The organism is Candidatus Binatus sp., from assembly GCF_030646925.1.
Lineage (GTDB): Bacteria > Desulfobacterota > Binatia > Binatales > Binataceae > Binatus.
In genome coordinates, this window is sequence record NZ_JAUSKL010000068.1 from 1 (window position 1) to 25,030 (window position 25,030).

Annotated in this window: 21 protein-coding genes and 1 pseudogene; 13 read left to right on the top strand and 9 right to left on the bottom strand. The window is 61.8% G+C overall.

Annotation, left to right across the window (positions count from 1 at the left end; all coding sequences use genetic code 11):
- Positions 1 to 455 (top strand): annotated as a pseudogene (locus Q7S58_RS12065) (alcohol dehydrogenase); the annotation flags it as partial.
- Between the two features lie 47 nt (positions 456 to 502).
- Here Q7S58_RS12065 and Q7S58_RS12070 read toward each other — a convergent pair.
- The 3 genes from Q7S58_RS12070 to Q7S58_RS12080 form a co-directional block, all read right to left on the bottom strand.
- Entirely contained in the window at positions 503 to 907 is a 405-nt protein-coding gene (locus Q7S58_RS12070) for a hypothetical protein (protein WP_304825605.1), read from the bottom strand.
- A gap of 75 nt (positions 908 to 982) precedes the next feature.
- Entirely contained in the window at positions 983 to 1,735 is a 753-nt protein-coding gene (locus Q7S58_RS12075; protein WP_304825608.1) for a hypothetical protein, read from the bottom strand.
- 22 nt (positions 1,736 to 1,757) lie between these two features.
- Positions 1,758 to 2,408 (bottom strand): FecR family protein, encoded by a 651-nt coding sequence (locus tag Q7S58_RS12080; protein WP_304825611.1) that lies wholly within the window; start codon positions 2,406 to 2,408, stop codon positions 1,758 to 1,760.
- Between the two features lie 203 nt (positions 2,409 to 2,611).
- Between Q7S58_RS12080 and Q7S58_RS12085 the strand changes: the two genes are divergently transcribed.
- The 7 genes from Q7S58_RS12085 (at position 2,612) to Q7S58_RS12115 (ending at position 10,938) form a co-directional block, all read left to right on the top strand.
- Complete coding sequence (locus Q7S58_RS12085) at positions 2,612 to 3,148, top strand: NADH-quinone oxidoreductase subunit B (protein WP_304825614.1); 537 nt, start codon at positions 2,612 to 2,614, stop codon at positions 3,146 to 3,148.
- Positions 3,149 to 3,172: 24 nt separating this feature from the next.
- On the top strand, positions 3,173 to 4,471 hold the full coding sequence (gene nuoF / locus Q7S58_RS12090) for an NADH-quinone oxidoreductase subunit NuoF (RefSeq protein ID WP_370655510.1): 1,299 nt from the start codon (positions 3,173 to 3,175) through the stop codon (positions 4,469 to 4,471).
- 34 nt (positions 4,472 to 4,505) lie between these two features.
- Positions 4,506 to 6,092, top strand: coding sequence for a 2Fe-2S iron-sulfur cluster-binding protein (locus Q7S58_RS12095; RefSeq protein WP_304825620.1), 1,587 nt, complete (start codon positions 4,506 to 4,508; stop codon positions 6,090 to 6,092).
- 489 nt (positions 6,093 to 6,581) lie between these two features.
- A complete protein-coding gene (locus Q7S58_RS12100) occupies positions 6,582 to 7,727 on the top strand; it encodes an acyl-CoA dehydrogenase (protein WP_304825623.1) in 1,146 nt (381 codons plus the stop codon).
- 8 nt (positions 7,728 to 7,735) lie between these two features.
- Positions 7,736 to 9,367: a methylmalonyl-CoA mutase gene (locus Q7S58_RS12105; protein ID WP_304825626.1), complete on the top strand. Its 1,632-nt coding sequence runs from the start codon at positions 7,736 to 7,738 to the stop codon at positions 9,365 to 9,367.
- Complete coding sequence (locus Q7S58_RS12110) at positions 9,367 to 9,771, top strand: cobalamin B12-binding domain-containing protein (RefSeq protein WP_304825629.1); 405 nt, start codon at positions 9,367 to 9,369, stop codon at positions 9,769 to 9,771. The genes Q7S58_RS12105 and Q7S58_RS12110 overlap by 1 nt, the downstream gene beginning before the upstream one ends.
- Before the next feature lie 9 nt (positions 9,772 to 9,780).
- A complete protein-coding gene (locus Q7S58_RS12115) occupies positions 9,781 to 10,938 on the top strand; it encodes an acyl-CoA dehydrogenase family protein (protein WP_304825632.1) in 1,158 nt (385 codons plus the stop codon).
- Positions 10,939 to 10,963: 25 nt separating this feature from the next.
- On the opposite strand, the gene Q7S58_RS12120 is transcribed toward Q7S58_RS12115, so the two are convergent.
- On the bottom strand, positions 10,964 to 11,683 hold the full coding sequence (locus Q7S58_RS12120; protein ID WP_304825635.1) for a tyrosine-protein phosphatase: 720 nt from the start codon (positions 11,681 to 11,683) through the stop codon (positions 10,964 to 10,966).
- 132 nt (positions 11,684 to 11,815) lie between these two features.
- Between Q7S58_RS12120 and Q7S58_RS12125 the strand changes: the two genes are divergently transcribed.
- Both Q7S58_RS12125 and Q7S58_RS12130 read left to right on the top strand, forming a co-directional pair.
- On the top strand, positions 11,816 to 12,463 hold the full coding sequence (locus Q7S58_RS12125) for a TetR/AcrR family transcriptional regulator (protein WP_304825637.1): 648 nt from the start codon (positions 11,816 to 11,818) through the stop codon (positions 12,461 to 12,463).
- A gap of 20 nt (positions 12,464 to 12,483) precedes the next feature.
- Complete coding sequence (locus Q7S58_RS12130) at positions 12,484 to 13,899, top strand: NAD(P)/FAD-dependent oxidoreductase (RefSeq protein ID WP_304825639.1); 1,416 nt, start codon at positions 12,484 to 12,486, stop codon at positions 13,897 to 13,899.
- Between the two features lie 32 nt (positions 13,900 to 13,931).
- Here Q7S58_RS12130 and Q7S58_RS12135 read toward each other — a convergent pair whose 3' ends face one another.
- Entirely contained in the window at positions 13,932 to 14,768 is an 837-nt protein-coding gene (locus Q7S58_RS12135; protein WP_304825642.1) for a TIGR03619 family F420-dependent LLM class oxidoreductase, read from the bottom strand.
- Between the two features lie 91 nt (positions 14,769 to 14,859).
- Between Q7S58_RS12135 and Q7S58_RS12140 the strand changes: the two genes are divergently transcribed.
- The 3 genes from Q7S58_RS12140 to Q7S58_RS12150 all read left to right on the top strand — a co-directional run bounded on the left by Q7S58_RS12140 (position 14,860) and on the right by Q7S58_RS12150 (position 17,372).
- Positions 14,860 to 15,447 (top strand): TetR/AcrR family transcriptional regulator, encoded by a 588-nt coding sequence (locus Q7S58_RS12140; protein WP_304825645.1) that lies wholly within the window; start codon positions 14,860 to 14,862, stop codon positions 15,445 to 15,447.
- An 88-nt stretch (positions 15,448 to 15,535) separates the two neighbouring features.
- Positions 15,536 to 16,558 carry a hypothetical protein gene (locus Q7S58_RS12145; protein ID WP_304825647.1) on the top strand — a complete coding sequence of 341 codons (1,023 nt, stop codon included), beginning with the start codon at positions 15,536 to 15,538 and terminating at the stop codon, positions 16,556 to 16,558.
- Between the two features lie 40 nt (positions 16,559 to 16,598).
- Positions 16,599 to 17,372, top strand: a complete 774-nt coding sequence (locus tag Q7S58_RS12150) for an enoyl-CoA hydratase/isomerase family protein (protein ID WP_304825649.1) — start codon at positions 16,599 to 16,601, stop codon at positions 17,370 to 17,372.
- On the opposite strand, the gene Q7S58_RS12155 is transcribed toward Q7S58_RS12150, so the two are convergent.
- From Q7S58_RS12155 to Q7S58_RS12170, 4 genes are read right to left on the bottom strand one after another with little or no spacing between them, the layout of a single operon-like run.
- Positions 17,373 to 18,224 (bottom strand): S1/P1 nuclease, encoded by an 852-nt coding sequence (locus Q7S58_RS12155; protein ID WP_304825651.1) that lies wholly within the window; start codon positions 18,222 to 18,224, stop codon positions 17,373 to 17,375. It abuts the gene before it with no gap.
- 24 nt (positions 18,225 to 18,248) lie between these two features.
- Positions 18,249 to 22,604 (bottom strand): AMP-binding protein, encoded by a 4,356-nt coding sequence (locus Q7S58_RS12160; protein ID WP_304825654.1) that lies wholly within the window; start codon positions 22,602 to 22,604, stop codon positions 18,249 to 18,251.
- The gene (locus Q7S58_RS12165; RefSeq protein WP_304825657.1) at positions 22,594 to 24,234 is read right to left on the bottom strand and encodes a lactate racemase domain-containing protein; all 1,641 of its coding nucleotides are present in this window, start codon (positions 24,232 to 24,234) and stop codon (positions 22,594 to 22,596) included. The genes Q7S58_RS12160 and Q7S58_RS12165 overlap by 11 nt, the downstream gene beginning before the upstream one ends.
- Complete coding sequence (locus Q7S58_RS12170; RefSeq protein WP_304825660.1) at positions 24,221 to 25,027, bottom strand: HAD family phosphatase; 807 nt, start codon at positions 25,025 to 25,027, stop codon at positions 24,221 to 24,223. Before Q7S58_RS12170 ends, Q7S58_RS12165 begins: the two co-directional genes overlap by 14 nt.
- Positions 25,028 to 25,030: the final 3 nt, after the last annotated feature.

Genomic DNA, 25,030 nt, shown 5'->3' on the forward strand with positions numbered 1-25,030 from the left:
CGATGCAGGTGCTCAAATACTGGGGATGCCGCGTGTTCGTGATGAGTCGCGGCGGGGCGCACCAGGGACTCGCGCGCGAACTCGGCGCCGAATGGATCGGCAAGGCGGACGAGCGGCCGCCCGCGCCGCTCGACGCGGCGATACTGTTCGCACCGGCGGGCGAGTTGGTATTGCCGGCGCTCGAGGCGCTCGATCGCGGCGGCATCCTCGCCGTCGCCGGCATCTACTTAAGTCCGGTACCGACGCTCGATTACGAAAAGCATCTATTCTATGAGAAGGAACTTCGCAGCGTGACGGCGAACACGCGCGCCGACGGCGAGGAGTTCCTGAAGATCGCCGGCGAGATACCGATCCGCTCGAGCACGATAGCCTTCGGGCTCGGCGAGGCGAACGTCGCACTCCAGATGCTCAAGCACGACCAGATCAAAGGCGCCGCCGTGCTACGAATCTCGTGAGATTCGCTGCGCGGAAAAATTGCGAGGCTCGATGCGATTGCGATCTGCTAGGTCAAATCGGCTTTGCGGCGCGAGAGCAGGATCGCCGTTCCCCAAGTCAGAACCAACGCGAGGATCGAATAAACAATCCCGAAAATCTGTTCGCCGCGCGTCGGCGGCGTCGGATACTTCATCGTGTACAGCGCGAGGTTGATCGTGACGTAGATCGCATAGATGTACGCGATAGTGATCGCGGAGCGGCGCATCTGCCAGATCGACGATGCGTAGATCAGGAGAAAGACGCCGAGCAGCGGCCCCAGGATTGCGTTCGGCGTATCGCTGAGACGGGTGCCGAAAAAAACCAGGCCGGTGGTCGGACCTTCGAGCCGAAGCGGTTTCAGGATGTCCTCGATTCCGAGCAACACCAGCAGCACCGCCATCGTCGTCAGAATCGCGCCGCGCTTGGAGTTCATGCAACGTACCCCCGTGGGCACTGAACATCACGAAGCCGCGCTTGCGTCAATCTCAATCGCGCCGACGTCTGGCCGCTATTCGTCCCAGCCGAAGCGGCGCGTGACCGCGATCGTGCCGTAGCCGTGGCTGTTGCCGTAGCCCGCTTGAAAATCGACGCTGGTCTTCCATTCCCTGAACACCACGCCGAAGTCGGGACCGAACTCCTTCTGCACGCCTGGTACCGAGCCGCCGGCCCAGATCTGTCCACCCGCGCCGACTAGCCACATCAGTTCGCGCGAGGACGCCACCACGACGCGCAGATCGACCATGCCGCTGCTAAGGCCGTTGTTGTAAAAGTGATCGCCACTGAACGAAAAGTTGATTGGATGGCGGCTGTGCAAGAAAATCCAGCTCGAAAAATCGCCTTCGATTCGCGCGCCACTGCTATCGCCGACGTCCCGGCCGCCGAGAATCGTAAGCGAGGTACCCTGGAACGGCATCACGTCGATCCCGCCCATAAATACTCCGAAGTTGCGTGGCCGAGTGTTCGGCGTCGCAGTCAGCGGATTGTCCCATCCGCCGCCCTGATAGATCTGATAGCCCGCGACGCGCCCGACTACTCCGATGTAAGGATTCAACGTCTGCTCGAGTTGAAAGCCTTCGTGGCTGGCGGCGTAAAGGCTCTCCGCGCCGATGCCGCTCGCGAAGATCGTCAGGCTCAGATGCTGCGGATTCGCCGCGGTGAAAAAGTCGGAGTACGGCCACGCGGCGGCGAGCGAGGCGCTCGCGAGAATCAACGCCAGCAGCACAATCGATGCGAACAGCCGCCTGATGGAAGGCATATGCACGGCCGTCAATCCTCGCGGCCCGTCAGTGATATCCCGGCGATCCCATCTCGCCCATGCCGAGCGGCGCGGGCGGGGTGGCCGGCGATTCGCACGCGACCGTCGTTTCGTAGCCCTCGTTCACCTGAACCGTCGCCGCTGGATCTGCAGTGTTGGCGACGTTGACCAGGCCTTTGAATACTTCGACCGTCGTGTAGCGCATGCAGCTTCGATCCTCGGGGCAAGGGCGATCGGCGATGTACGCGGTTTCGAATTCAGTTCCTCGCACCGCTGCGACCGCATTAGGAGTGCGGACCTCGAAGTTCGGAGCACCGCCGAGTCCCACGTTAACGATCGCGCGCAGATGATTCGCCCAAAGACCAATCGACGCAGCGACCGACTTGCTCGGGTCTATCGTGTATTGATCGATCGTGAAGGAGCCGGATTCCGACAATTCCAGTTTGCTGCCGTCGCGGAACTGCATGGTCAATTGCGCTTTCGCCGCCGTGCGCAGTTTATCGTGGATCTCGACCGGCATCGCCGCGACGACGTCCATCTCTTTTCCCGCGCGCTCGAGCTTCGCCGTCCCGGTGACCTTCGTCACCTCGCCGACCGCGCCTTGTGCGAAGGCCGGAATGGGCACCGACGCTATGATCGAGATGCTCGCAATCAGTAATGACCGAAGTAGCTGGCGCATAGGTTCATTCCAGCAAATATCCTTTGCAGGTTGCTCGACCTATTGCACGGATTTCGCCGAGCCGCGGGTTGTCGGCGAATTGCAGTTTTGCTGAACTCGCGGGGCGCGTTTCATTGGGGTTCGTTGACCGCCTCCAACGATGCTTGCTAGCCTTTGATTCGACTCAATCAACGTATATAAAGCCGCAGAGGCATCAAAATTAGATGGCTGAAATTACAAACGGGAATCAGTTGTCCAAGGGCGACGAGATTCTGCTCGGCGATACCGCGGTGCTGACCCGCCTCGACAAGGCGATCGGCTGGGCGCGCAAGTTCTCGATTTTTCCATATCCGTTCGCGACTGCGTGCTGTGCGATGGAGTACATGGCGCTCTCGATGACGCCGTACGATATCGATCGATTCGGCGCGCTGCTGCCGCGATTTACACCGCGCCAGGCCGACCTGCTGATGGTGATCGGCACGGTGACGGTGCGGCAGGGTCCGATTCTGCGCCGCGTTTACGATCAGATGGCCGAGCCCAAGTGGGTGATGGCGTTCGGCGCGTGCGCTTCGACCGGCGGCTTCTACGACAACTACGCGACGCTGCCGGGAATCGATCGAATCGTGCCGGTTGATGTGTACGTGCCGGGATGCCCGCCGCGGCCCGAGGGCGTGCTCGACGCGCTGATGGCGTTGCAGCGGAAAATTCAGGGGCAGAAGCAGAAACTGATGGCGCTCGACGAGAAGCATCAGACGGCCTGACCGATCACGCCGAACTACTGAGACATCATGGAACGGATTCTCACGCGCTGGATGGATATCCCTGAGCTACGCAAGCTGGACGTGTACCTCGCCAACGGCGGTTACAAGGCCGTGCGCAAGGCCCTGTTCGAGATGAAGCCCGAGGAGATCATCAACGAGGTTAAGAGCTCGAATTTGCGCGGACGCGGCGGCGCGGCGTTTCCGACCGGCGTGAAGTGGAGCTTTATCCCGAAAGAATCGAAGAAGCCGGTTTACCTGTGCTGCAACGCGGACGAGAGCGAGCCGGGCACGTTTGCGAATCGCTACGAGCTCGAGAACGATCCGCACGGGATGCTCGAGGGCGTGATAATCGCGTGCCGGGCGGTCGGGGCGCATACCGCATACGTATATTTGCGCGGCGAATTTTCGATTCAGAAAAAAATCCTCGACGGCGCGATCGCGGAAGCCTACGCGAAGAATCTGCTTGGCAAGAACATCATTCGTTCGGGCTTCGACCTCGAGGTGTACACTCATCGCGGAGCTGGCGCTTATATCTGCGGCGAAGAAACCGGGCTGCTCGAATCGCTCGAGGGCAAGCGCGCGTATCCGCGCAATCGTCCGCCGTTCCCGGCAATCCAGGGTGCGTTCGCGTCGCCGACCGTAGTTAACAATGTCGAGACGCTGTCGAACGTCCCGCATATCATCAATCGCGGCGCGGACTGGTACAAAGCGATCGGGCCGGAGAAAAGTCCGGGACCGAAGCTGTTCTGCCTCTCGGGACACGTGAACAAGCCGGGACTGTACGAACTGCCGATGGGCTTTCCGCTGAAGGATCTCATCTATGATGTCGGCGGCGGCATCCTCGACGGCAAGGCGCTGAAGGGCGTTATCCCCGGCGGTTCGTCGTTCCCGATCTTCACCGCCGAGGAAGCGGTCAAGGTCAACATGGATTTTGATTCGGTGCGCGCGGCCGGATCGCTGATGGGCACCGCGGGCGTGATGGTCATGCACGAGGATACCTGCATGGTCGATGCGCTCAAGACGATCGCACATTTCTATCATCATGAATCATGCGGGCAGTGCACGCCGTGCCGCGAAGGATGCGGCTGGATCGAGAAACTGCTCATCGATCTCGAAGCGGGCCGCGGCAAGATGGACGACCTGAAAATCCTGATCGACGTCGCGGTCAACATGGAAGGCAACACGATCTGCGTGCTGGCGGACAGTCTCTCGATGCCAGTAAAAAGCTTTGTGCCGAAGTATCGCGACGAATTCGAAGCTCACGTGAAACTCGGGCGATGCCCGTTCAAGACTGGCGAGCAGAAACCCGCAGAGGCCGCCTGAGCGCGCCGCCGAATCATCGGGAAAATTCATCCAGATGCCCAAGCTTACGATTGACGGTAAGGAAGTCGAAGCGGCCGACGGTCTGAATCTGATCCAGGCGGCCGAGCACGTTGGAATCGAGATACCGCACTACTGCTATCATCCGGCGCTGACGATCGTCGGCAACTGCCGGATGTGTTTGGTCGAGATCGAGAAAGCACCCAAGCTGCAGATTGCCTGCAACACCAAAGTCGCGGAAGGGATGGTCGTTCACACCCGCAGCGACAAGGCGAAGGCCGCGCAGCGAGCGGTGCTCGAGTTTTTGCTAATCAATCATCCGATCGATTGTCCGATCTGCGATCAGGCGGGCGAATGCAAGCTGCAAGACTACTACATGGATTACGACCAGGCGCCGTCGCGCTTCCCGCTCGCCGAAAAAAATCGCAAGGGCAAGGCGCTCGATATCGGCTCCGATGTGATGCTCGATCAGGAGCGATGCATCCTGTGCGCGCGCTGCACGCGATTTTTCGATGAAGTGACAAAGACGTCGGAGTTGGCGATTTTCGAGCGCGGCGATCACAATCGTATCGACATCAATCCGGGACAGCCGATCAATAACAAGTACGCGGGCAACGTGATCGATATTTGCCCAGTCGGCGCGCTTACCGAAAAAGATTTTCGGTTCCGCATGCGCGTCTGGTATCTGCATCGGACGGCGTCAGTGTGCGCCGGCTGCGAGCGCGGATGCTCGATCGATATTCATCAGCAGCGCGGACGAATCTACCGCTACAAGCCGCGCTTCAACCCGGGCGTGAACGATTACTGGATGTGCGATGAGGGCCGCCACAGTTTCCTCGGTTTGCAGCATGAGACGCGGTTAACTACGCCGCTGGTGCAGTCCAAGGACGAGTTGATCGCCGAGACGTGGGGCGAGGCGATTCGGCGCGCGGCGACGATTATCGGAAATTTCAAGCATCAGAACGGCGCGCGCTCGATCGGCCTGGTGATCGATGCGCATGCGACCAATGAAGAAGCGTTCGCGCTCAAGCAACTGATGAACACGGCGATCGGATCGGATCGAATCGCGGGACTTAGCTGGTCGCCGCCGGGCGCGAGCGGCGATGACGATTTGCTGATTCGCGCGAACAAGAATCCGAACACGCGCGGGCTCGCGGCGCTGGGTATCGCCGCAGATGGCCTTGATTCGATGGCGCTAGCGGTCGCGGCGGGCGAACTCAAGATGCTGATCGCGTTTCGCGCCGATATTGTGCGCGCGCTCGGCGAAGCCGAGTTTATCAAGCGCTTCGGCGCGCTCGATTATCTCTTGGTGCTCTCGACCGATGCGAATGAGACCTGCCAGATGGCGAACCAGGTCTGGCCGCTCGCGGCTTATCCGGAAATCGACGGCAGCTTCACCAATTTCAAGGGCCGCGTGCAGCGGATTCGCGAGGCGTTCCCCCCGCCGGGCGATGCGCTTTCGGGACTCGAGGCAATCACGCGATTGGGACACGCACTCGACGGCGCCGAGCGGCCAAAAACGGCGGAGGCGGTGTTCGCTGAGATGGCAAATCAGGTGCCGGCGTTCAAAGGACTCAATTTCGACGGCTTGGGACTGCACGGCCTCGACCTGTCGAAAGGATAGGTCGCGCCAAGTTCTGCCTTGATGCCGATCCGCCTGACGCCTCGTTTCGAGTCATTTCGAACGGAGTTGAGAAATCCCGGATCCGGGTTCCCTCGTCGCAAGGCTCCATCGGGATGACACGGAACCCATGCCCGACCTGCCCAATTTGTCATTCTGAGCCGAAGGCTGCGCAGGCGAAGAATCCCGGATCTGTTTTCTGGCTTTTGTTTATGCGCCGACTGCACCCTCACCCGCCTCATCGCTAACGCGCTTCGTTGACCTCTCCCGTAACAAAGCGGGCGAGGTAAGGAATTCAGGCGACCGCATCGGAACGGCGGCTCTGAACGTCCGTTCAGAGCCGATCGTAAATTCGCCGCGCGTTTCTATCGACCCCATCGACGCTCTAAGCTACAAGTGGATCGTCGAGCATAATGGGTGGATCGGTTTGCTAATGAGGTACCGAAGCCTGCAATGACATCTGAGGGGGCCAGCTTAGGTATTTAGGTAAAGATGGATCTTGAATTGACTGAGGCGCAACGCAGCGCGCGCGATACCGCGCGCCGCTTTGCGCGCGAAAAGCTCGGGCCGATCGGCGTCGAAGCCGACCGAACCCATCGCTTTCCGCAGGCCGCCGTCGACGAACTCGCGAAACTCGGGATGCTCGGAATTTTTCTGCCCGAGCAGTATGGCGGCGCCGGCCTCGATCACGTCAGCTATTCGCTGGTGCTCGAGGAGCTGGCCGTCGAATGCGCTTCGACCGCGGTGATCATGTCGGCGCATTGTTCGCTCGCGTCGTGGCCGATTCTCGGCCTCGGCTCCGAGCATCAGAAGAATCATTTTCTGCCGAAGATGGCAACGGGTGAATGGCTCGGATGCTTTGCGTTGACGGAGCCGCAGGCGGGCTCCGACGCCGCCGGCCAGAAGACCCGCGCTGTGCTCGATGGCGACTCGTACGTGATCAACGGCACCAAGAATTTCATTACCAACGCGCCGCAATCTAAGGTTGCGATCGTGTTTGCGATGACTCAGCCCGAGAAGGGGCATCACGGGATCAGTGCGTTCGCGGTCGAGACCGATACGCCGGGATGGGCGGTTACGCGGGTCGAAGACAAGATGGGAATCCATGGCGCGCATTCGGCGCAACTGAGTTTCTCCGATATGCGCGTGCCGCGCGAGAACTTGTTGATGGGCGAAGGGCAGGGCTTCAAGGTTGCAATGAAAACGCTCGACGGCGGACGGATTGGGATCGCGTCGCAGGCGCTGGGAATCGCGCGCGCGTCGCTCGAGGCGTCGCTGAAGTACGCGCAGGATCGCACCACCTTCGGCAAGCCGATCGCGCAATACCAGGCGATTCAGTGGAAGCTCGCCGACATGGCGGTCGAGATCGATGCGGCGCGCCTGCTGACTCATCGCGCGGCCACGCTGAAGGATCGCGGTCTCGCGTGCACCAAGGAATCCGCGATGGCAAAATTGTTCGCCGCGGAAACCGCGATGAAATCCGCGACTGAAGCCGTGCAAATCCACGGCGGCTATGGTTATACGAAAGAGTTCAAAGTCGAGCGCTATTTTCGCGACGCGAAGATCACTGAAATTTACGAAGGCACTTCCGAGATTCAACGCCTGGTGATCGCGGGCAGCGTGCTCGAGAACCGTTGAGGTCAAACGTGGACAAAAAAAATTGGCTCGACACCACCTATAAGAAAGCCGCCGAACGGCCGATCCGATTTTCGACCGTGTCGGACATGGAGTTGGAGCCGCTTTACACGCCCGCCGATGTTAGCGGCTCGTACGACGAAGCGCTGGGGAATCCCGGCGAGTATCCGTACACCCGCGGAGTTTACGGCTCGATGTATCGCGGGCGGCTCTGGACGATGCGCCAGTTCGCGGGCTTCGGGCTCGCCGAGGACACCAACGCGCGATTTCATTTTCTCCTGGGCCAGGGCCAGGACGGACTTTCGACCGCGTTCGATATGCCGACCCTGATGGGCTACGACGCGGACCACGAGCGCGCGCTCGGCGAGGTTGGACGCGAGGGCGTTTCGGTCTCGACCGTGTACGACATGGCGACGCTGTTCGATCGAATCCCGCTCGATCGCGTTACCACGTCGATGACGGTGAACTGCTCGGCGTCGGTGTTGCTCGCGATGTATCTGATCGTCGCGGAGCGCAATGGAATTCCGTGGGAGCGCGTGGGCGGAACGATCCAGAACGATATGCTGAAGGAGTATATCGCGCAGAAGGAGTGGATTTGCCCGCCGCGGCCGGCGCTCAGAATCGTCACCGACATGATCGAATTTTGCGCGCGCAAGGTTCCGCGCTGGCATGCCGTTTCGATCTCCGGCTATCACATCCGCGAGGCCGGCTCGACCGCCGTGCAGGAATTGGCGTTCACGATCGCCGATGGCATTTGTTACGTCGAGGATGCGGTGAAGCGCGGTCTCAACGTCGATGAATTTGCGCCGCGCCTGTCGTTCTTCTGGAACCTGCACAACGATTTTCTCGAAGAGATCGCCAAACTTCGCGCGGCGCGCCGGATGTGGGCGCGCATCATGAAGGAGCGCTTCGGCGCAAAGGATCCGAAGTCGATGCTGCTGCGGACGCACGCGCAGACCGCCGGCGCGTCGCTCACAGCGCAGCAACCTATTAACAACGTGGTGCGGGTGGGAATCCAGGCGCTGGCCGGAGTGCTCGGCGGCGTGCAATCGCTGCATACTAATTCGATGGACGAGACGCTCGCGCTACCGACCGAGCAGGCCGTCATGGTGGCGCTGCGCACGCAGCAAATCATCGCGGAAGAAACCGGCGTCACCAATACGATCGATCCATTCGGCGGCAGCTACGCGGTAGAAGCGCTGACGGATCGGATGGAACGCGAGGCGATGGAGTATATCCGGCGCATCGACGAGATGGGCGGGATGATCAAGGCGATCGAGACCGGCTATCCGCAGCGCGAAATCGCGGAAGCGGCGTTCCATTTCCAGCGCCAACTCGAGCAGGGAATCAAGACGGTCGTCGGCGTGAACAAATATTCGATCCCCGAGGAAATTCCGATCCCGACGCTCAAGATCGACGCCGCAATCGAAGAGAAGCAGATTCAGCGCGTGCGCAAGGTGAAGCGCGAACGCAATTCGGTCGCGGTCAGGGAAGCGCTCACGCGAATTGGCGAGGCGTGCCGCTCGGGCGAGAATCTGATGGAGCCGATTTGCGAAGCGGTGCGCCGCGACGCGACCGTTGGCGAAGTCAGCGATATTTTCCGCGCCGAGTTCGGCGTGTATACGGATCCAGGCTGGCTCTAATGGCAGAAAAGAGACTTCGCATACTGGTGGCGAAACCGGGACTTGACGGGCACGATCGCGGCGCGAAGATAATCGCGCGGGCGTTGCGCGACGGCGGCTTCGAGGTGATCTACACCGGCTTGCATCAGACGCCCGAGATGATCGCTCAGGCCGCGGTGCAGGAAGACGCCGACGCGGTCGGACTCAGCGTGCTGTCGGGCGCGCACATGACGCTTTTTCCCGAGGTGATGCGGCTGCTGAAGGAGCGCGGCGCCGCCGATGTAGCGGTGTTTGGCGGCGGGATCATTCCCGACGACGACGTTGTCAAATTGAAGGAGATGGGGGTGCGGCAGATTTTTACGCCGGGCGCATCGACCGAAGACATTATCAAGTGGGTGCGCGAAAACGTCGCGCCGCGGCAATAGGTCCGGCCGATGGATTTCGATCTCACCGAAGAGCAGCGCAGTATTCGCGAGACGCTGACGGATTTTGCCGAGCGCGAGATCAAGCCGCACTCGACCAAGTGGGACAAGGAAGAGACTTTTCCGCGGCATATTATCGAGCAGTTGGGGCAGCTCGGTTTCCTCGGCGTCGCCTTTCCTGAAAAATACGGCGGCGGCGGCGCGGATACGCTCTCGCAGGTGCTGGTGGTCGAGGGCCTGTCGCGCTACGACGCATCGATCGGGCTCACTTGCGCCGCGCACATGTCACTTTCGACCGGGCATATCGCGGCGCACGCCAGCGAAGAGCATCGCCAGCATTACGTGCCGCCGATGCTGAAAGCGGAAAAAATCGGCGCGTGGTGCCTGACTGAGCCGAGTTCCGGATCGGACGCGGCGGCGATGCGCACGCGGGCAACGCGCGTCGGCGACAACTATTCGATCACCGGGTCGAAGATGTTTATCACCAACGGCAGCGTCGGCGACGTGTATGTAGTAATGGCGATCACCGACGCCGCGAAGGGACGCGACGGCGTCTCGGCGTTTATCGTCGATCGCGGGACGGCAGGATTATCGAACGGCAAGCGGATCGAAAAACTCGGACTGCGTGCATCTGACACCGCAGAGGTGATTTTCGACAACGTCACGGTGCCGGCGCGCAACCTGGTCGGCGAGATCGGCCACGGCTACGGGCAAACGCTGAAGGTGCTCGAAGCCGGGCGAATCGGGATCGCAGGATTTGCGGCGGGAATTGCGCGCGGAGCATTCGAGGAAGCGCGCTCATATGCGCTGGAGCGCGGGCAGTTCGGTAAGAAGATCGCGGAGTTCCAGGCAATCCAGTGGATGTTCGCGGACATGGCGACGCGGATCGAGGCGTCGTGGGTGTTGATTTGCCGGGCCGCGGCGCTGAAAGATGCGGGCAAGCCGTTTGCGCGCGAGGCAGCGATGGCAAAACTTTTCGCCTCGGAAACCGCGATGTGGTCCACGATCAAGGCCGTGCAGATTCACGGCGGCTACGGCTACGTCACCGATTTTCCGGTCGAGCGCTACATGCGCGACGCCAAGCTCTCGGAAATCGGCGAGGGCACCAGCGAAGTGCAGCGCATGATAATCGCGAAGTCGCTGCTCCGCGAAGGATACCTGCCCGCGTAGTTACGTTTCGAGCAAGTCGTCGTAGCTATGCTTCCAGCAGATCTTGGCGGATGATCGCGAGTTCGTCGGCCTTCGAGCCGATTACATCGCGCATGAAAGGTTCGATTCCGCCGCTCTCATCGATGATTTGAAACACTGGATCGAGTTGCTCGGCCGCCAGCAGCGCCTTGGTGAAGACGACGTTGCTTTTGAGGAAGTCGGCGACAATTCGTTCGCGGCTCACTCCCAGCAGCGAGAGCAGCATCGCAGCGCCGACGCCGGTGCGGTCGCGGCCCGCGGAGCAATGGAAGAGCAGCGGATAGACATCGCGCTCGGCGAGCAGTTTGAAGAACCGGCGCCAGTCCTCGCGGAAATGCATCACGAGCGCGAGATGCACCTTGGCGGGATCGTCGGAAATCCGCACGTAGCCCTTGCTGCTGAACCATTCGTCGCCCATCGGGATGTGTTCCCATCGGACGCCGGCGCGCGACGCGGGCTCGGGTTCGCCAAGATGCTTCACCTCGACGCGGCTCTGCAGCGTGACGAGAGTGCGAAGATGAAGCTGGCGGATTGGGCTTGCTGCCGGGACCGCGCCAAGATGCGACGATCGATACACCTTGCCGCTGCGGACGCGGCGGCCGTCGCTGCCCGGATGCCCGCCGAGGTCGCGAAAGTTCCGCGCCGAATATTCGCGCAGCAGATCGAAGTCGATTACGACCCGCTCCTGCTTGAGCAGTTTGTCCGGAGTGTCTTTCTTGCGTGCCAATCGAGTTGATTGCTGACTCTTCAGCGCCCGCTCTCCTTATACAAGGTCTTGCGATCCGGCGAAAGTATGGCGCCTCTCGGCGACCTGTTGCTTCGCGTACCGCAGTCAATTAATAGACTAGAGTCTATTTATATGGCCGAGTCCAGTATGCACACCGCGCACGGTTCTCCATCGGTCCCGATCACGCGCCGCGAGCGCAAGAAGGGACGCACCCGGGCCGATATATACGCCGCCGCGATCACGCTGTTCTTAAAGAAGGGTTTCGACGCGGTTACGATTGACGATATTTGCCGCGCGGCGGACGTCGCGCGCGCCACCTTTTTTCTGCATTTTCCCGCCAAGGAAGCGCTGCTGTTCGAATACGGCGAGCGCGCGAACGAGGAACTCGCCGCGGCGATCCTCGACTATCGAGGCGGCGCGGTGGCAACGCTCAAGATGGCGCTCAAGCTGCTCGCGGAGCGCGCCGCGCGCCATCCCGAGGTGGTGAGGATGGTGGTGCGCGAGGTGATCGCGCGGCCGCGAGTGCTGACCGAGCACGAAGAGCGCACCGCCGATCTGGTGCATCTGCTGAGCGGTGTGATTCGGCGAGGACAAGCGACTGGCGAATTTCGCAAACGCATTCATCCGACGGTTGCGGCGCTGACGATCTGCGCCGCGTGGTTCGCGCTGATTTATACGTGGACGCGGCGCGACGGCAAAATCGATATCGAGGCGGCGGTGGCCGAAACCTTGGACATCGTGCTGAACGGACTCAACGACAGGAAGACGAAACGAAGCTGAAATAAAGGGCGGCTCAAGAAATGTCGAATCGAAATGCGATCGTGATCGGCGGAAGTATGGCGGGACTGTGCGCCGCGCGCGTGCTGAGCGAGTTTTACGACCAGGTGACGGTGCTCGATCGCGACGCGTATCCGGCGGGCGCGCACGAGCGTCCCGGCGTTCCGCAGAGCCGGCATGTGCATGCGCTGTTGATGCGCGGGCGGCTCGAACTGGATCGGCTGTTTCCCGGTTTCGAAAAGATGATGCTCGAGCACGGCGCGCTCGAAATAAACTTCGGGCTCGATTTCGCCGCGCTCCGGCCCGACGGATGGTCGGAGCGGCGCCCCAATAAAATCACCACGCTGTTCGCGAGCCGGGTTCTGATCGAGGAGACCGTGCGCGGATTGCTGCGCCGAATTTCGAATGTTGAATTGATCGAACGCGTCGAGGCGGTCGGATTTGAAACCGTGCGCACCGATGCTCTCCGCGTGACTGGAATCAAGGCGAATCCGCGCGACGGTGCGAGCGCATTCACATTGAGCGGCGACTTGATCGTCGATGCGAGCGGGCGCACCACCAAATGTCCGGCGTGGATTCAGGCGCTCGGACTGCCGATGCCCGAGGAGACCGTCGTCGATTCGCACACCGGATATGCGTCGCGCTGGTACAACACGTTTCCGGAACGCCGGCCGAGCGATTGGTGGTGGAAGGGCGTCTGGATCGATCCGGTGGCCGACGGGTTTCCGCTTGCGGGAGTGCTGTTTCCGGTCGAGGGCAACCGGATGATCGTGACGATGGCCGGCGTCGGCGGCAATTATCCGCCGAGCGGCGAGGATGAATTTACCGCGGCGCTGGCAAAGCTGCGATCACCGATCATCGCGGACGAAGTTGCAATCGCGGAGCCGCTCTCGAAAGTCTATTCGAATAGGCAGATGGCGAATCGATGGCGCCATTACGACAAGTGGAGCACGCGGCTCGACGGCTTTATCGCGCTCGGCGATTCGTCGTGCGCGTTCAATCCGGTGTACGGACAGGGCATGACGTCGGGCGCGCTGTCGGCGCTGCTGCTGCGCGATTGCCTGACGAAAGTTGGCGTCGCGAATCCGGAATTGCCGCGTGAGTTCTTCAAGGCGCAGGCGCGGTTCCAGGCTGAGCCGTGGGGACTCGCGACCGGAGCAGATTTCAGGATCGCCGGCACCGAGGGTCATCGCCCGCTTATCAGCAGACTGCTCGATCCAATCATGGGCCGGATGTTCGAAGTGCAGACCGACGATCCGGAAATCGGCGAGCGCCTCGGCGAAGTGATCAACATGATGCGCCCGCCCTCGGCGCTGTTCGAGATGGCGCTGCTCGCGCGGATCGCGAAAGCGTGGGGACGTCGTCTCGTTATGGGCAAGCCGCAGATTGCCGAATCGGCGCCGATGCCGCCGCTCAACGTGATGCCGCTCGGCGCGTAGAGCGCCTTGCTGATTCAGGTCGTTCTCTTTCGTCAGATCTTCACCTTCGACATGAAAGTGTCGATCGAATTGCCGAAGGATTTTTCATCGGGGTAGCGGCCGAGATCGAGGATGAAGTAAGTCGCGCCGGCCTCCTGTTCGGCAATCAGGCGGTCGCGCGCGATCGCGAGCTTCTCTCTGTCATCGAGTCTTAGTCCGCGCCGCACGATAATTTCCGGTTCCGGTTTGCCGGATTCGCGCGCGCGCCGTTTCAAATCCTCAACTGATGCTTTAAGTTTATCGGCGGGGAGCATCGGATGCCATCCGTCGCCGTATTTCAGGACGCGCCGCGTCGCCGCCGCGCCATTGCCGCCGATCCAGAGCGGCGGACGCTTCGGACGCGGCAAAAATGCGAACGATGGAAACTGGATCAGCGGGCCGTTGAATGCGCCGGGTACGTCGGCGGAAAAGAGATGCTGGAATACGTCGAGAGTCTCGTCGCTCACGGCGCCACGCTGATGGACGTCAGCGCCGAGCGCATCGAACTCGGGCTTCATCCAGCCGACGCCAACACCGAGGATCATGCGCTCGCCGGAAAGTTCCTGGATGGTCGCGATTTGTTTCGCAGTCACCACCGCAGTGCGATAGGGCAGGACCAGCACCGAGATGCCGATACGAATGCGGTCGGTGATTCCCGCGACGTAGGCGACCGTGGCGAGCGCGTCGAGATAACGGCCGCCGCTGCCTTCGGTCTGGTCGGGCGGAATGCATAAATGATCGGAAAAAAAGATGGCGTCGAAGCCGGCTTGCTCCGCGAGGCGGGCGCAGGCGCGAATCGTGGCGGGGCTCGATTGCGGGCCCATGTTGCGAATTGCGATTCCGTATTTCATCGGGGTTCTCCGAAAAGGGCGGCTTCGGTTGCGAGACTGGCAAGCGCCGGCGCATCGAGTCAAACTATTCGCGCATCCGGAGGCGAACAGAGTGGGGCGTCCATCGGCCAAGCAGCGCAAACCCTATGACAGCGACGCGATTCTCGACGTGGCGGTGCGCGTTTTTCGCGAACGCGGCTACGACGGCAGTTCGCTTGAGAACGTCGCGCGCGCGGCGGGCATCACGAAGGCGAGCATCTACTATCACGTGCGCAGCAAGGAGGAATTGCTGGCGCGCGGAGTGGGGCGGGCGCTCGACGCGCTGTTCGCGGTGCTCGACGAGCCGCCGGCGAAAAGTGGCCGCGCCGCGGAGCGCCTGAAATACATCGTGCGGCGCACGATCGAAATCACAGTCGAGCAACTGGCGGAAGTCGCGCTGCTGCTGCGCGTGCGCGGCAATACCCGGGTCGAGCGGCGAGTGCTGGAACGGCGGCGGCAATTCGATCATCTGGTCGCCGAGATGACGGCGAAGGCGCAGCGCGAGGGGGACTTGCGCGGGGATATCGATCCGCGGCTCGCGACGCGCCTGCTGTTCGGGATGCTCAATTCAATCACGGAATGGTACCGGCCGGACGGCGCGCTGGGGGCGGCGGGAATCGCGGAGGCGGTGTTCCGGATCGCGTTCGAGGGTCTGGAATAAGCAAAGACCGGAGGCTTGGAGAGCGCGCTTGATAAATCAACCGAATAGTTGGTAGATTTAATGGAGTTCGACATTTAAGGAGATCGCGATGAGCGAACTTGAAATCCCGGCCGGCGGATTGATCGAGGCGCCGGCCGTTCCACAGCCAAATATTTTCCCGCTGGAGTGGCGCACCGAAACGCCCAAGCTCGCAGAGATTTACGAGCGCGCCAAGCGCGAAGGTTTCAACCCGTCGGACATCGAGTGGAGCGCGCTTTCGCCCGAAGCCTGGAGCGACGACGAGAAGGTCGCGATCATGTACTGGTGGGCGCTGCTGTCGAACTTCGATGCGTCGGGGCCGGCGGTGTTCGCGCGCGCGATGATCCACACGTTCGAGATGCACGAGGAAGATCCGGTCCGCAAATGCTTCTTTTCGATCACCCGCGACGAGACCAATCACGAAGAGGTCTGCGGGCGGGTCATTCAGCGGCTGGTGCCGAACGGCCCGCAGAATTTCACGGCGACCAGCGAACTGCAGCGCGTCGCGCTCAACAATATCGGCTGGCTCTATCATAACGGCGGCCGCTACTGGACCGGCTACAATCGCGCGATCGATCGCTACCCGCTGTCGGTCATTTTCACTTCATTCATGATGGGCGAAGTGGCCTCATCGACGCTGTTTCACGGGATGGCGCGCGCGACGACGCATCCGGTGTTCCGCGACATCTTCACCAAGATCGGCCGCGACGAGGCGCGTCATCTGCAGGTCTGCATCAACCTGCTCGAGAAGGAATGGCCGGGGCTGAGCGACGAGCATAAGACTTTCATCACCAAGCAGCTTCGCGCGGGATTCGTGTTTCTCTCGATGGTGCTGTGGGAGCCGCCGAACCAGTTCTGGGATCTGCCGGAATATTTTCTGCACAATCATCGGATCCTGCTGAGGATGGCGCGCGAAGCCGGGCTCGGAGTACTTACCTACGAGCAGCAGGCCGACAACTGGCGGCTCGCGATCGCGCGCGTGCGCAAGCTGGTCGAGCGCTGGGGAATCCAGTTTCCAGCGATTCCGGAACTCGATATCGAGGGCGTCGACGTCGGCGATATCAGCGCCGAGGACATCATCCCGGTGTTTTAGGGCCGGTGTTCCAGGAGATCGCTTTCGAGGAGTGAGCATCATGGGCGTGAAACTATCGATCGAAGGCGGGCTCGCGGAAATCGTGCTCGATCGCCCCGATAAGATGAACGCGCTGAATGATGCGATGATCGCGGAGCTGAACTCCTGCCTCGAGCGCGCCGAAGCGGCGGGCGTGCGCGCGATGTTGCTGCGCGGCGAGGGGCCGGCGTTTTCGGCCGGGCGCGACCTTGCCGATGCGGACGAAGGCAACGAGGACGCGGAAGCGATCATCGAGGCGCAGTTCAATCCGCTCGTGAAGCGTGTCGCGGGGTTCCCGGCGCCGACGTTCGCGAGCGTCCACGGCGCGTGCCTCGGTGCGGGGCTCGGACTCGCGCTCGCCTGCGACGTCGTTTATATCGCCGACGATGCGAAAATCGGCTCGCCGTTCGCGCGAATCGGCGCGGTGCTCGATTCTGGCGGCCATTCGTTCTTCGTGTCGCGCCTCGGAGCGCATCGCGCGCTCGAATTGATCTACATCGGCCGGCTGATCTCCGGAACTGAAGCGGCGTCGCTCGGACTGGTGAATCAAAGCATGCCCAGGGAAGCGGTGCTCGAGCACACGCGAAAGATCGCGGCGCAGGTGGCGCAAGGGCCGACCGCCGCTTTCATGCAATCGAAGCGGATCGTGCGGCGAATCGACGAGGAAGCGCTCGGCTTGCTCGCAGTGCTGAAGCTCGAAGCGCAAGCGCAAGGCGCCGCCGGACGTACCGCCGACTACAAGGAAGGGTTCGGCGCATTCAAGGCCAAGCGCACCCCGAAATTCCAAGGCAAGTAGTCAGTTCGCGGCGGCTTTGCATCGAACGGGGCTGTGGGATTGCTGCCACTCGAAGAGCCAGATTGAGGCGAGCAGAGATGCGGCGCGGGCGATCTCGCTGACGATCAGCGGCTTTTCGCGGCGGAGAAACGCGTCGTCGTATTGGCTGCGCGAGCCCGAATTGCGGGCGGCGCGATCGGCCTGGATGAACTCTTCGACGTGAGTATTGGCTTCGCGAATTTCCGCGATCGTCGGTGGCCAAACTGAATCGATCGAAATCAGTTTCGTCTCTCGGTTCGCCGCGGCGCCGAGTTCGTCGATACGATCATCAACCGCAAGCTCGACCCGCGCGTGCATTCCGCGGTCGCGGCGATAGCCATCGTAGAGAATCGTCGAATGGAGCGGTTGGCTCGCGTCGCCGACATAGTGCGCAAGGTAGCCGGCCGTTTGCAGGACCCGGGCGCAATCGCCGCGCGACCACGCGTCGCGTAGCACACTGGACAAGTCGTCGATGGTCCACGGCAGAGTGCCGGCATGCTTAATCGTCGCGGCGCCGAATTTTTTCTCCATCGCGTGCAGATCGGGCACGAGTGCGTCGAACGGATCGGAGCCGAAATACTCGATATTAATGTAGTGGCGAATCTGCTCGGCTTTGCCGTCGCGATGCTTCAAAATCGAGTCGGGCTCGACCGAAATCTGCCGCAAACGATCATCGTTAGCGAAGAAAAAATCCTTGAGCGGCGACGGCGGCAGATGCGCGATCGCGAGGTGCGTGATTTCGCGATGCGTCCGATTGTCCCACGCGAGCGCGGGCGGGGCATGACGAGCTAGAAGTGCGAGAATCGCGAGAGCAATCGCACCGGCGCGCTTCATTTTGTTTGCGATTGGGGACTCGGGTCAGGCTTTGGCGCGGCCGTCTGTCGATCGATGCGCCGGATGTGCCGGTCGGCGTTCCGGCTTGGCCGGATCGGAAACGACCGGCGCTTCGGCGATGCTCGGCGACTCGATACCGCGCGTCAGTCGGCTCGAACCTGCGAGGCGGACGACCGATTCGCGCATCAGGTCGGCGAGTTTGCGATAAGCGCCCGCGCCCTCGGTGCTGGCGACGAGTTCGCGCATCGCGGCAGAAGCAATGCGCTCGCCGATGCGCACCTCGACCGGATGCCGGCGCGGCAGCAGGCTCCCCTTGCCAAGGACCTCGTAGGTGCCGCGAATCAGGACCGGCAGCACGTCGCATCCGCTGCGCATCGCGAGAAACCCGGCGCCGCTCTTGAACGGCTGTACTTCGCCGCCGACCGAGCGAGTGCCCTCGGGGAACATCAGGACGCTGCGGCCGCCGGCGAGTTCGGCGAGCGCGTCCTCGAGCGATTCGAGTTGCGCGCGTTCGCGATCGAACGGCATCAGCGAAGTGAAATTGCTCGCGAGAAATCGCCGCGCGGGCGTGTTGAAGAAATAATCCTTGGCGGCGAGCACGCGCAGATCGTCGCCGATCCGTCCGAGCGCGTAGCCGACCAGGCCGAAGTCGAGATGGCTCGCGTGATTGGCGACTACAATGAAATTGCTATTGGCGGGGATGTTACCGCGGCCGAGAATCTTTGGCTTGAGCCATCCTTCGAACAGCGCTCGTTGTGCGGAGCGCAAGGCGGAGCGGCCGAACGTGCGAACCGGCGCCGGCAACTGGATCGTGTACGGTTCGGCGAATCGCGCGTAGGAGGGCAAGCGGGGACGTGTGTTGGCGCCCGGCTCCGACGCGAGGCGCTGCAAGTCGGCGACCGTGCGAAGGTCGGCGATTTCTTCGGGGCTGATATCGCGGCCGGCGTGCTCGCCGATAATTTCGCCGATCTCCGCCATCGCCAGCGAATCGAGGCCGAGGTCCTCGATCAGGCGTGTGTTAAGAGTAATGCTAATCGGCTCGGTGGTGACGCTCGCCAGCGCGTCGGCGAGCCATCGCTCGACTTCGGAATCGGAGACCTTTGCTTCTTCGAGGCGCGAGTCGAGCATCCGGCGCAGAATCGACACCACTTCGGGGCGTTTGATTTTGCGCGTGCGAGTGCGCGGCAATTCCGCGTCGATGAAGCGCACGATCCGGATGCGCTTGTGGGGGCTGAGTTCCTTGCCGACTTTTTCGAAGTCGCCGAGCAATCGATCCTCGACGGCGCGGCGGCTCTCGCCGCGAGAGTAGGCGGGCACGACCAGCGCGGCGACCTGCTCGCCGCGGGCGACCGTGAGCCCGACGACGGCCATCTCCTTCACATAGTGCGAACGGCCGTACGCCTCTTCGACTTCTTCGATATAGACGTTGTTGCCGCCGGAATCGACGATAACTTCCTTGGCGCGCCCGACGATGTAGAGGCGGCCATCTTCGTCGAAGCGGCCAAGATCGCCCGTATGCAGCCATCCATCTTTCAGAACTTCGGCGGTGGCGGCGTCGTTGCGATAGTAACCGGCCATCAGGTTAGAGCCGCGCGCGACGATTTCGCCGATCGCTTCGCCTTCGGGCTCGAGCCTGATCTCGACGCCGTTCAGCGGCTTGCCGACGGAGCCAACTTTGAGCGGCTCGTCGGGCCGGCCGACCGAGAGCACCGGCGCCGCTTCGGTCATGCCATAGCCTTCGAGCAGCGGGATTCCGATGTCGTTGAAAAAATCGGCGACGCGGCGGGGCAGGGCGGAGCCGCCGCTGACGGCGAGCTTCAAGCGGCCGCCGAGCGCCGCGTGCACCTGGCGAAAAACGATCGAGCCGAAGTTGAGGCCGTAGTCGGAATCGAAGCGGCGATTAAGATCGCGCAATCGATCGAAGGCGGCGTGAAAGAATGGCCCGCGCGCTTCGACGTCGTCCACGATGCGCCGATGAATCGCCTCCCACACGGCCGGCACGCCGACCAGCGCGGTGGGACGAATGTCGGCGAGAGTGCGCGACAGCGTCTTGGCGTCGACCTCGAGCGGATACGCGACGGTGGCGCCGCTGGCGAGCGGCAGCAGCAGCCCGCAGGTGAATTCAAACGTATGGTGCAGCGGCAGCAGCGACAGGACGACGTCGTCGGCGCCGAGGACGAACACGCGCGAGAGCATCGCGATCTCCGCGCCGAAATTTCCGTGCGTCAGCATCACGCCTTTGGGCGCGCCGGTGCTGCCGGAAGTAAACACGATCGACGCGAGCGCTTTTCGTTCAGGAGGCGCGGGACGCGCCTGCGTATCACCGCGCAGAATGAATGGGCGGCCCAGTTCGGCGAGATCGAGCTCGGTAATTTTCGGGACGGTATCTTTGATCGCGCTGCCCAGTCTGCGATGCACCGCGGCGGAGCGCAGGGCGGCAGACGGTTCAGCGATTTTGCAGATCGGCGCGAGTTCCTCGGCCGACATCAGATGATCGAGCGGAACGGCGATCGCGCCGGCGCATAGAATCGCAAAGTATCCGAGCACCCAGTCAGGCGAGTTCTCCGCAATCAACAGGACGCGATCGCCCGGCTTGATGCCGCGCGTCGCGAGCAGCATCGCAGCGCGCCGCGCCTTGTCGCGCAGTTCGCGATACGTGATTTGCGACTGCTCGCCCGACGGCCGCCGCGCGATCATCGCGACTTGCGCGCCGTATCGATCCGCCGCGCGATCGAGCAGGTCCACCAGGTTGCGATAACGTGGCAGCGACTTGTATCGCCCACGCGTGTGGATTTCGAGCTGTGGATAAATGTGACGGCGCAACCCGGGCATATGAATGTTGAGCCAGTAGTCGTGCCAATCGATCAGGTCGGGGCGATATGGATGATGCTCGACGTCGGCGGGGCGCATCGAGGCGTACAGATCGCGGGTATTTTTTCCGTGAAAAGTATAGACCAGTTTCTGGATATAGGGCTGATAGATATCGACCATGTCGCGGGCGAGATCCATCGTGTCCTTCATTTTGACGATCGCGCCGTGGAGTTTCTTGACCGGCTGATTTTCCTCGCCGAGAACGCTGCGCGCGAATTCTGCGCCCTGCGTGAGGATTCGCGGCATCGTGTCGCTCGCGAGATCGTAGGAGCGCTGCGAGACGACGACGGCCTCGAGATGCGGGGCCAGCCAGCCCATCACGCCGCCATCCTTGCGGAGCTGTTTGCGGCTCGCGAGGCCGGTCAATTCGACCAGTTGGCGCATCGAGAGCGGATTTCGATCCGAAGTGCAGAGCTGATAGATCGGCTTCTGCCTGCCCGCGATCAGTACGGCGAGAATCGGAATCATCGCGTGCGCGACGTAATCGACAGGAATCACGTCGAGCACCAGGTCGGCCGTCGCGGGATAGAAGCGGTAGCCGCGACCTGCCAGGTAGGTGAGCGGCGCGCTGGTATTGACGCCTTCGTTCCAGCCGGGAAATGGATCACGCATCGCGCTTTCGATCACGGCCGGCCGCACCACGGTGACTTTCATGGCGTCGCGCTCGGCGATCACCGACTGCTCGCCGAGACTCTTGGTGAAGCTGTAAGTGTTGGGCCATCCCCATTTTTGCGCGCGTTGTTTACCGATGTGCTTGAGGCGCAGGTCGACCCACGCCTTGCGCCGATTCTCGAGCGCGGCTTCGCGCGTGGTATCTATTTCGTCATCCTCGCCGAGAAATTCCGCGTGACGAAGCTGATCGCGCGATTCCGCTTCGACACGTTCGATCGCGGCGAGCGATTCGCGGATTTCGCGATCGAGCCGAAATGCCTTACGGCCGTTAGGGCACCAATTCTCGGGCAGGTCGTCCTCGTAGCGATGACCGTCCGCGGCGCCGGCCACGTAGCAGGTGGAGATGAGCATCATCGCCGCAGTGGTTTGGCGGCAGAATTCGATCACGTTGGCGACGCCGATCGTGTTGACCTCGAGCGCCTTCTCGAGCGACGCCTCGAAGTTGACGAGTCCCGCGCTGTGGACGACCGCGTCGAGCGAGCCCGGCTTGAATGGCTTCACGCCGTCGGCGAGCAGGCCGGGATTGGTGATGTCGCCGGCGACGACGGCCAGTCTTTCCTCGACGTAGCGATCGAATTTCGCGCCGAGAAATTCGCGCAGCGGACCCATCACCGGCGAATCGAGGATTTCATGGCGAAAGCGATTCAGGCTGCTGCGCGCGTCGCCGCGAATCAGCAGGTAAATTTTCTCGACCTCGGGATGCCATCGAAGCAGGAGCGCGATGAACACCTTGCCGAGAAAGCCGGTCGCGCCGGTCACCAGGATGCGACGGCCCTTGAGCATCTGCTCGAGCGGCGGCATCGACGCTCCGTTGCGTTTGCCGTTGCTACTCGACATCCGCGATCACCAGCGGCGGCAAATGCAGATACGTGATTGAGGCCGAGCGCCCGAGTTCCGAGGTCGCCATCGCGATTGCTTCGTCGAGCGTGTCGGCCGCGTCCCATCCCATCCGCGCCGCAATTGCCGGCTCCTCGCATCCCGCGGCGATCACGCGGCCAACGTGCTGCCGCGCCGGCTCGCCCCAATACCACATGTAGAACGGATGCACGCCGTGGTACGCATTGCCGTAGCGGTACATATGGATGTAGGTCGGGTTGTGCGCGAACTCCCGCTCGAATTGCGCTTCGAGTTCGGTGGCCTCGGTCGTCTCGGCGAGGCATCGATGAAAAAATTCGATGTAACTCGGATGATGCTCGGGATGAAATTCGTCGCGCAGCGGATGACAGATGATCATCGTGCCGCCTTCGCGCACCAGCGGCTTGTTCCGATACATGTTGAACAGGTAGCCGAGGCCGGTGCACTGCACGAGCACCGGGTTCATGATCGAATTGACGTTGTAAGGACAGATGTACGGCACGCCGACAATCAGGATGTCGGCCTGTCCTTTCACCGGCACGGCGTATTGCTGAAAAACTTTCGCGAGCGTCTTCTGATGCACCGCCCCGGTGTCGCCGGCCCACACGCCGATCATGCCGAACGGCGCGGCGTAGTTGTGCAGCGCGCGGCGGCGCAGATCGTTGGACATATTGCGCATCGTCCACTGAAATCCCTTGAGCCGCGTGTGATCCCAATCGTTGAAGGTGTCTTCGTTCTTCTGCAGGAAATCGAGCATCCCGCCGTACATCTGAGTGTTGACCGCGGTCTCGATCTGAAAGATGTTGAGCGACTTGTGAATCAGCTTGCCCATCCGATCGGACGATCGATGCAGCGCCGAGCGGGTCGGATCCATGTACGAATGCGAATCGCGCAGCGTCGCAGCGTTGTGGTGATGGCGCAGGCTCTGATACGGCGCGAGCCCGACGGCGACCGACTTGTGGCCGCCGTCCATCGGCACCAAGTTTACGTTGAGATAAATCACCAGATCGGATTCGGCGGCGCGCCGCGAGAGCCACACTTCCTCGTGATGCTCCGTCTCGCCCAGCATCGCGAGTTCGGCGCGATTTTCGGCGTCGAAATTGTAAAGCCGATCGGGCCAGTACTGCTTGAAGGCGCGCTCGCCCACCATGCGGCGGATTTCCGCCTCGGTCATGCGGCGATGCAGCGATGTCGCGATGATGAGGTGCACGTCATCGACGCCGTAATCGGCCAGCGTTTGCAGCACCTGGTTGAGCAGGCGCTCGCGGATGTCGGGACGGCGCATCTGCGGCAGCGGCAGGCTGATATCGTCGATCGCGATCGTGACGCGCATGTTCGGGTTGAGTTGCGCGAACAGCGGATCCTGATTTTCGGGATGGAGCAGGGCGTAGCGAATCGCCTGATCGGGATCGGCGAGCGGATCGAGCGGCGGCGGCGGATAGATCACGCGGGTGCCGACCGGCAATTTCTCGAACAGGAACTCCTCGCCATACGGAATCAGGCGCTTTTCGGAGCGTCGATTCAGCGTGACCACTAGGTCGCGGCGCGCGCCGATCTCATGCCGCAGTTCTGCGGGTTTGAGTTCCTTGAGCTTGCTTTCAGGTTGCGCCATCCGATTCCCTGGCCGGTTTGTCGAGTTCGTAACGATCGTAAAAGTCTCCATCGTTTTTCGACGACTGTTTCTTGAAGTGGATCACCGGCCATTGGCGGTTCATCGCGACCGCCTTGAGCTTGCGATCAGGATTAACCGCGACCGGATGCCCCAGCGCCGCGAGAAACGCCATGTCGTGATGGGAATCCGCGTAGCCCCAGCAATCCGCCAAATCGATCCCGCGTTGCGCTGCCCATTTTCCGCACCAGACCGCCTTCTCTTCGCCCGCCATGATCGGTTCCGAGAGTCGGCCGGTCGCGAGTCCGCGGCTGAAAACAAATTGATTCGCGGCGAACTGATCGATACCAAGATGCGCGGCGAGCGGCGCGACGATGAAATCGGGCGACCCGGTGACGAGCACCGGATCGATTCCGGCAGCGCGATTCGCTTCGATCATCTCGAGCGCGCGCGGATAAAGATGCGCGATCAGCACGCGCTCGCAATATTCCTCGCCGAGTGAAAACAGGCGATCGCGCGAGACACCCTTGAACGCCTCGAACAGCACGATATTGAGCAAGCGGCGATCGCGCCGCTCCGCGAGGTACATCCGCGGCAGGCGCGACGCGAAGGCGAACATGTAGGAGACGCGCCGGCCCCATTCGCCGATATTGGTGAAAGTGAACAGCGCCGCATGCACCAGGTTGAGATCCATCAAGGTGCCGTCGAGGTCATAGAAGGCGGCACGGCGACGCGGCGCGATTCCGCGGGCATTGCGCGGGCGGCTCAAGCGCTGATTGCGTTGATAAACTGACATGTC

Bases quoted from the DNA above. Each gene is read 5' to 3' on its own strand.
- Q7S58_RS12070 (WP_304825605.1), bottom strand. From the start codon at position 907: ATGAACTCCAAGCGCGGCGCGATTCTGACGACGATGGCGGTGCTGCTG.
- Q7S58_RS12080 (WP_304825611.1), bottom strand. From the start codon at position 2,408: ATGCGCCAGCTACTTCGGTCATTACTGATTGCGAGCATCTCGATCATA.
- Q7S58_RS12085 (WP_304825614.1), top strand. From the start codon at position 2,612: ATGGCTGAAATTACAAACGGGAATCAGTTGTCCAAGGGCGACGAGATT.
- Q7S58_RS12095 (WP_304825620.1), top strand. From the start codon at position 4,506: ATGCCCAAGCTTACGATTGACGGTAAGGAAGTCGAAGCGGCCGACGGT.
- Q7S58_RS12100 (WP_304825623.1), top strand. From the start codon at position 6,582: ATGGATCTTGAATTGACTGAGGCGCAACGCAGCGCGCGCGATACCGCG.
- Q7S58_RS12110 (WP_304825629.1), top strand. From the start codon at position 9,367: ATGGCAGAAAAGAGACTTCGCATACTGGTGGCGAAACCGGGACTTGAC.
- Q7S58_RS12115 (WP_304825632.1), top strand. From the start codon at position 9,781: ATGGATTTCGATCTCACCGAAGAGCAGCGCAGTATTCGCGAGACGCTG.
- Q7S58_RS12125 (WP_304825637.1), top strand. From the start codon at position 11,816: ATGGCCGAGTCCAGTATGCACACCGCGCACGGTTCTCCATCGGTCCCG.
- Q7S58_RS12130 (WP_304825639.1), top strand. From the start codon at position 12,484: ATGTCGAATCGAAATGCGATCGTGATCGGCGGAAGTATGGCGGGACTG.
- Q7S58_RS12135 (WP_304825642.1), bottom strand. From the start codon at position 14,768: ATGAAATACGGAATCGCAATTCGCAACATGGGCCCGCAATCGAGCCCC.
- Q7S58_RS12145 (WP_304825647.1), top strand. From the start codon at position 15,536: ATGAGCGAACTTGAAATCCCGGCCGGCGGATTGATCGAGGCGCCGGCC.
- Q7S58_RS12150 (WP_304825649.1), top strand. From the start codon at position 16,599: ATGGGCGTGAAACTATCGATCGAAGGCGGGCTCGCGGAAATCGTGCTC.
- Q7S58_RS12155 (WP_304825651.1), bottom strand. From the start codon at position 18,224: ATGAAGCGCGCCGGTGCGATTGCTCTCGCGATTCTCGCACTTCTAGCT.
- Q7S58_RS12160 (WP_304825654.1), bottom strand. From the start codon at position 22,604: ATGTCGAGTAGCAACGGCAAACGCAACGGAGCGTCGATGCCGCCGCTC.
- Q7S58_RS12165 (WP_304825657.1), bottom strand. From the start codon at position 24,234: ATGGCGCAACCTGAAAGCAAGCTCAAGGAACTCAAACCCGCAGAACTG.
- Q7S58_RS12170 (WP_304825660.1), bottom strand. From the start codon at position 25,027: ATGTCAGTTTATCAACGCAATCAGCGCTTGAGCCGCCCGCGCAATGCC.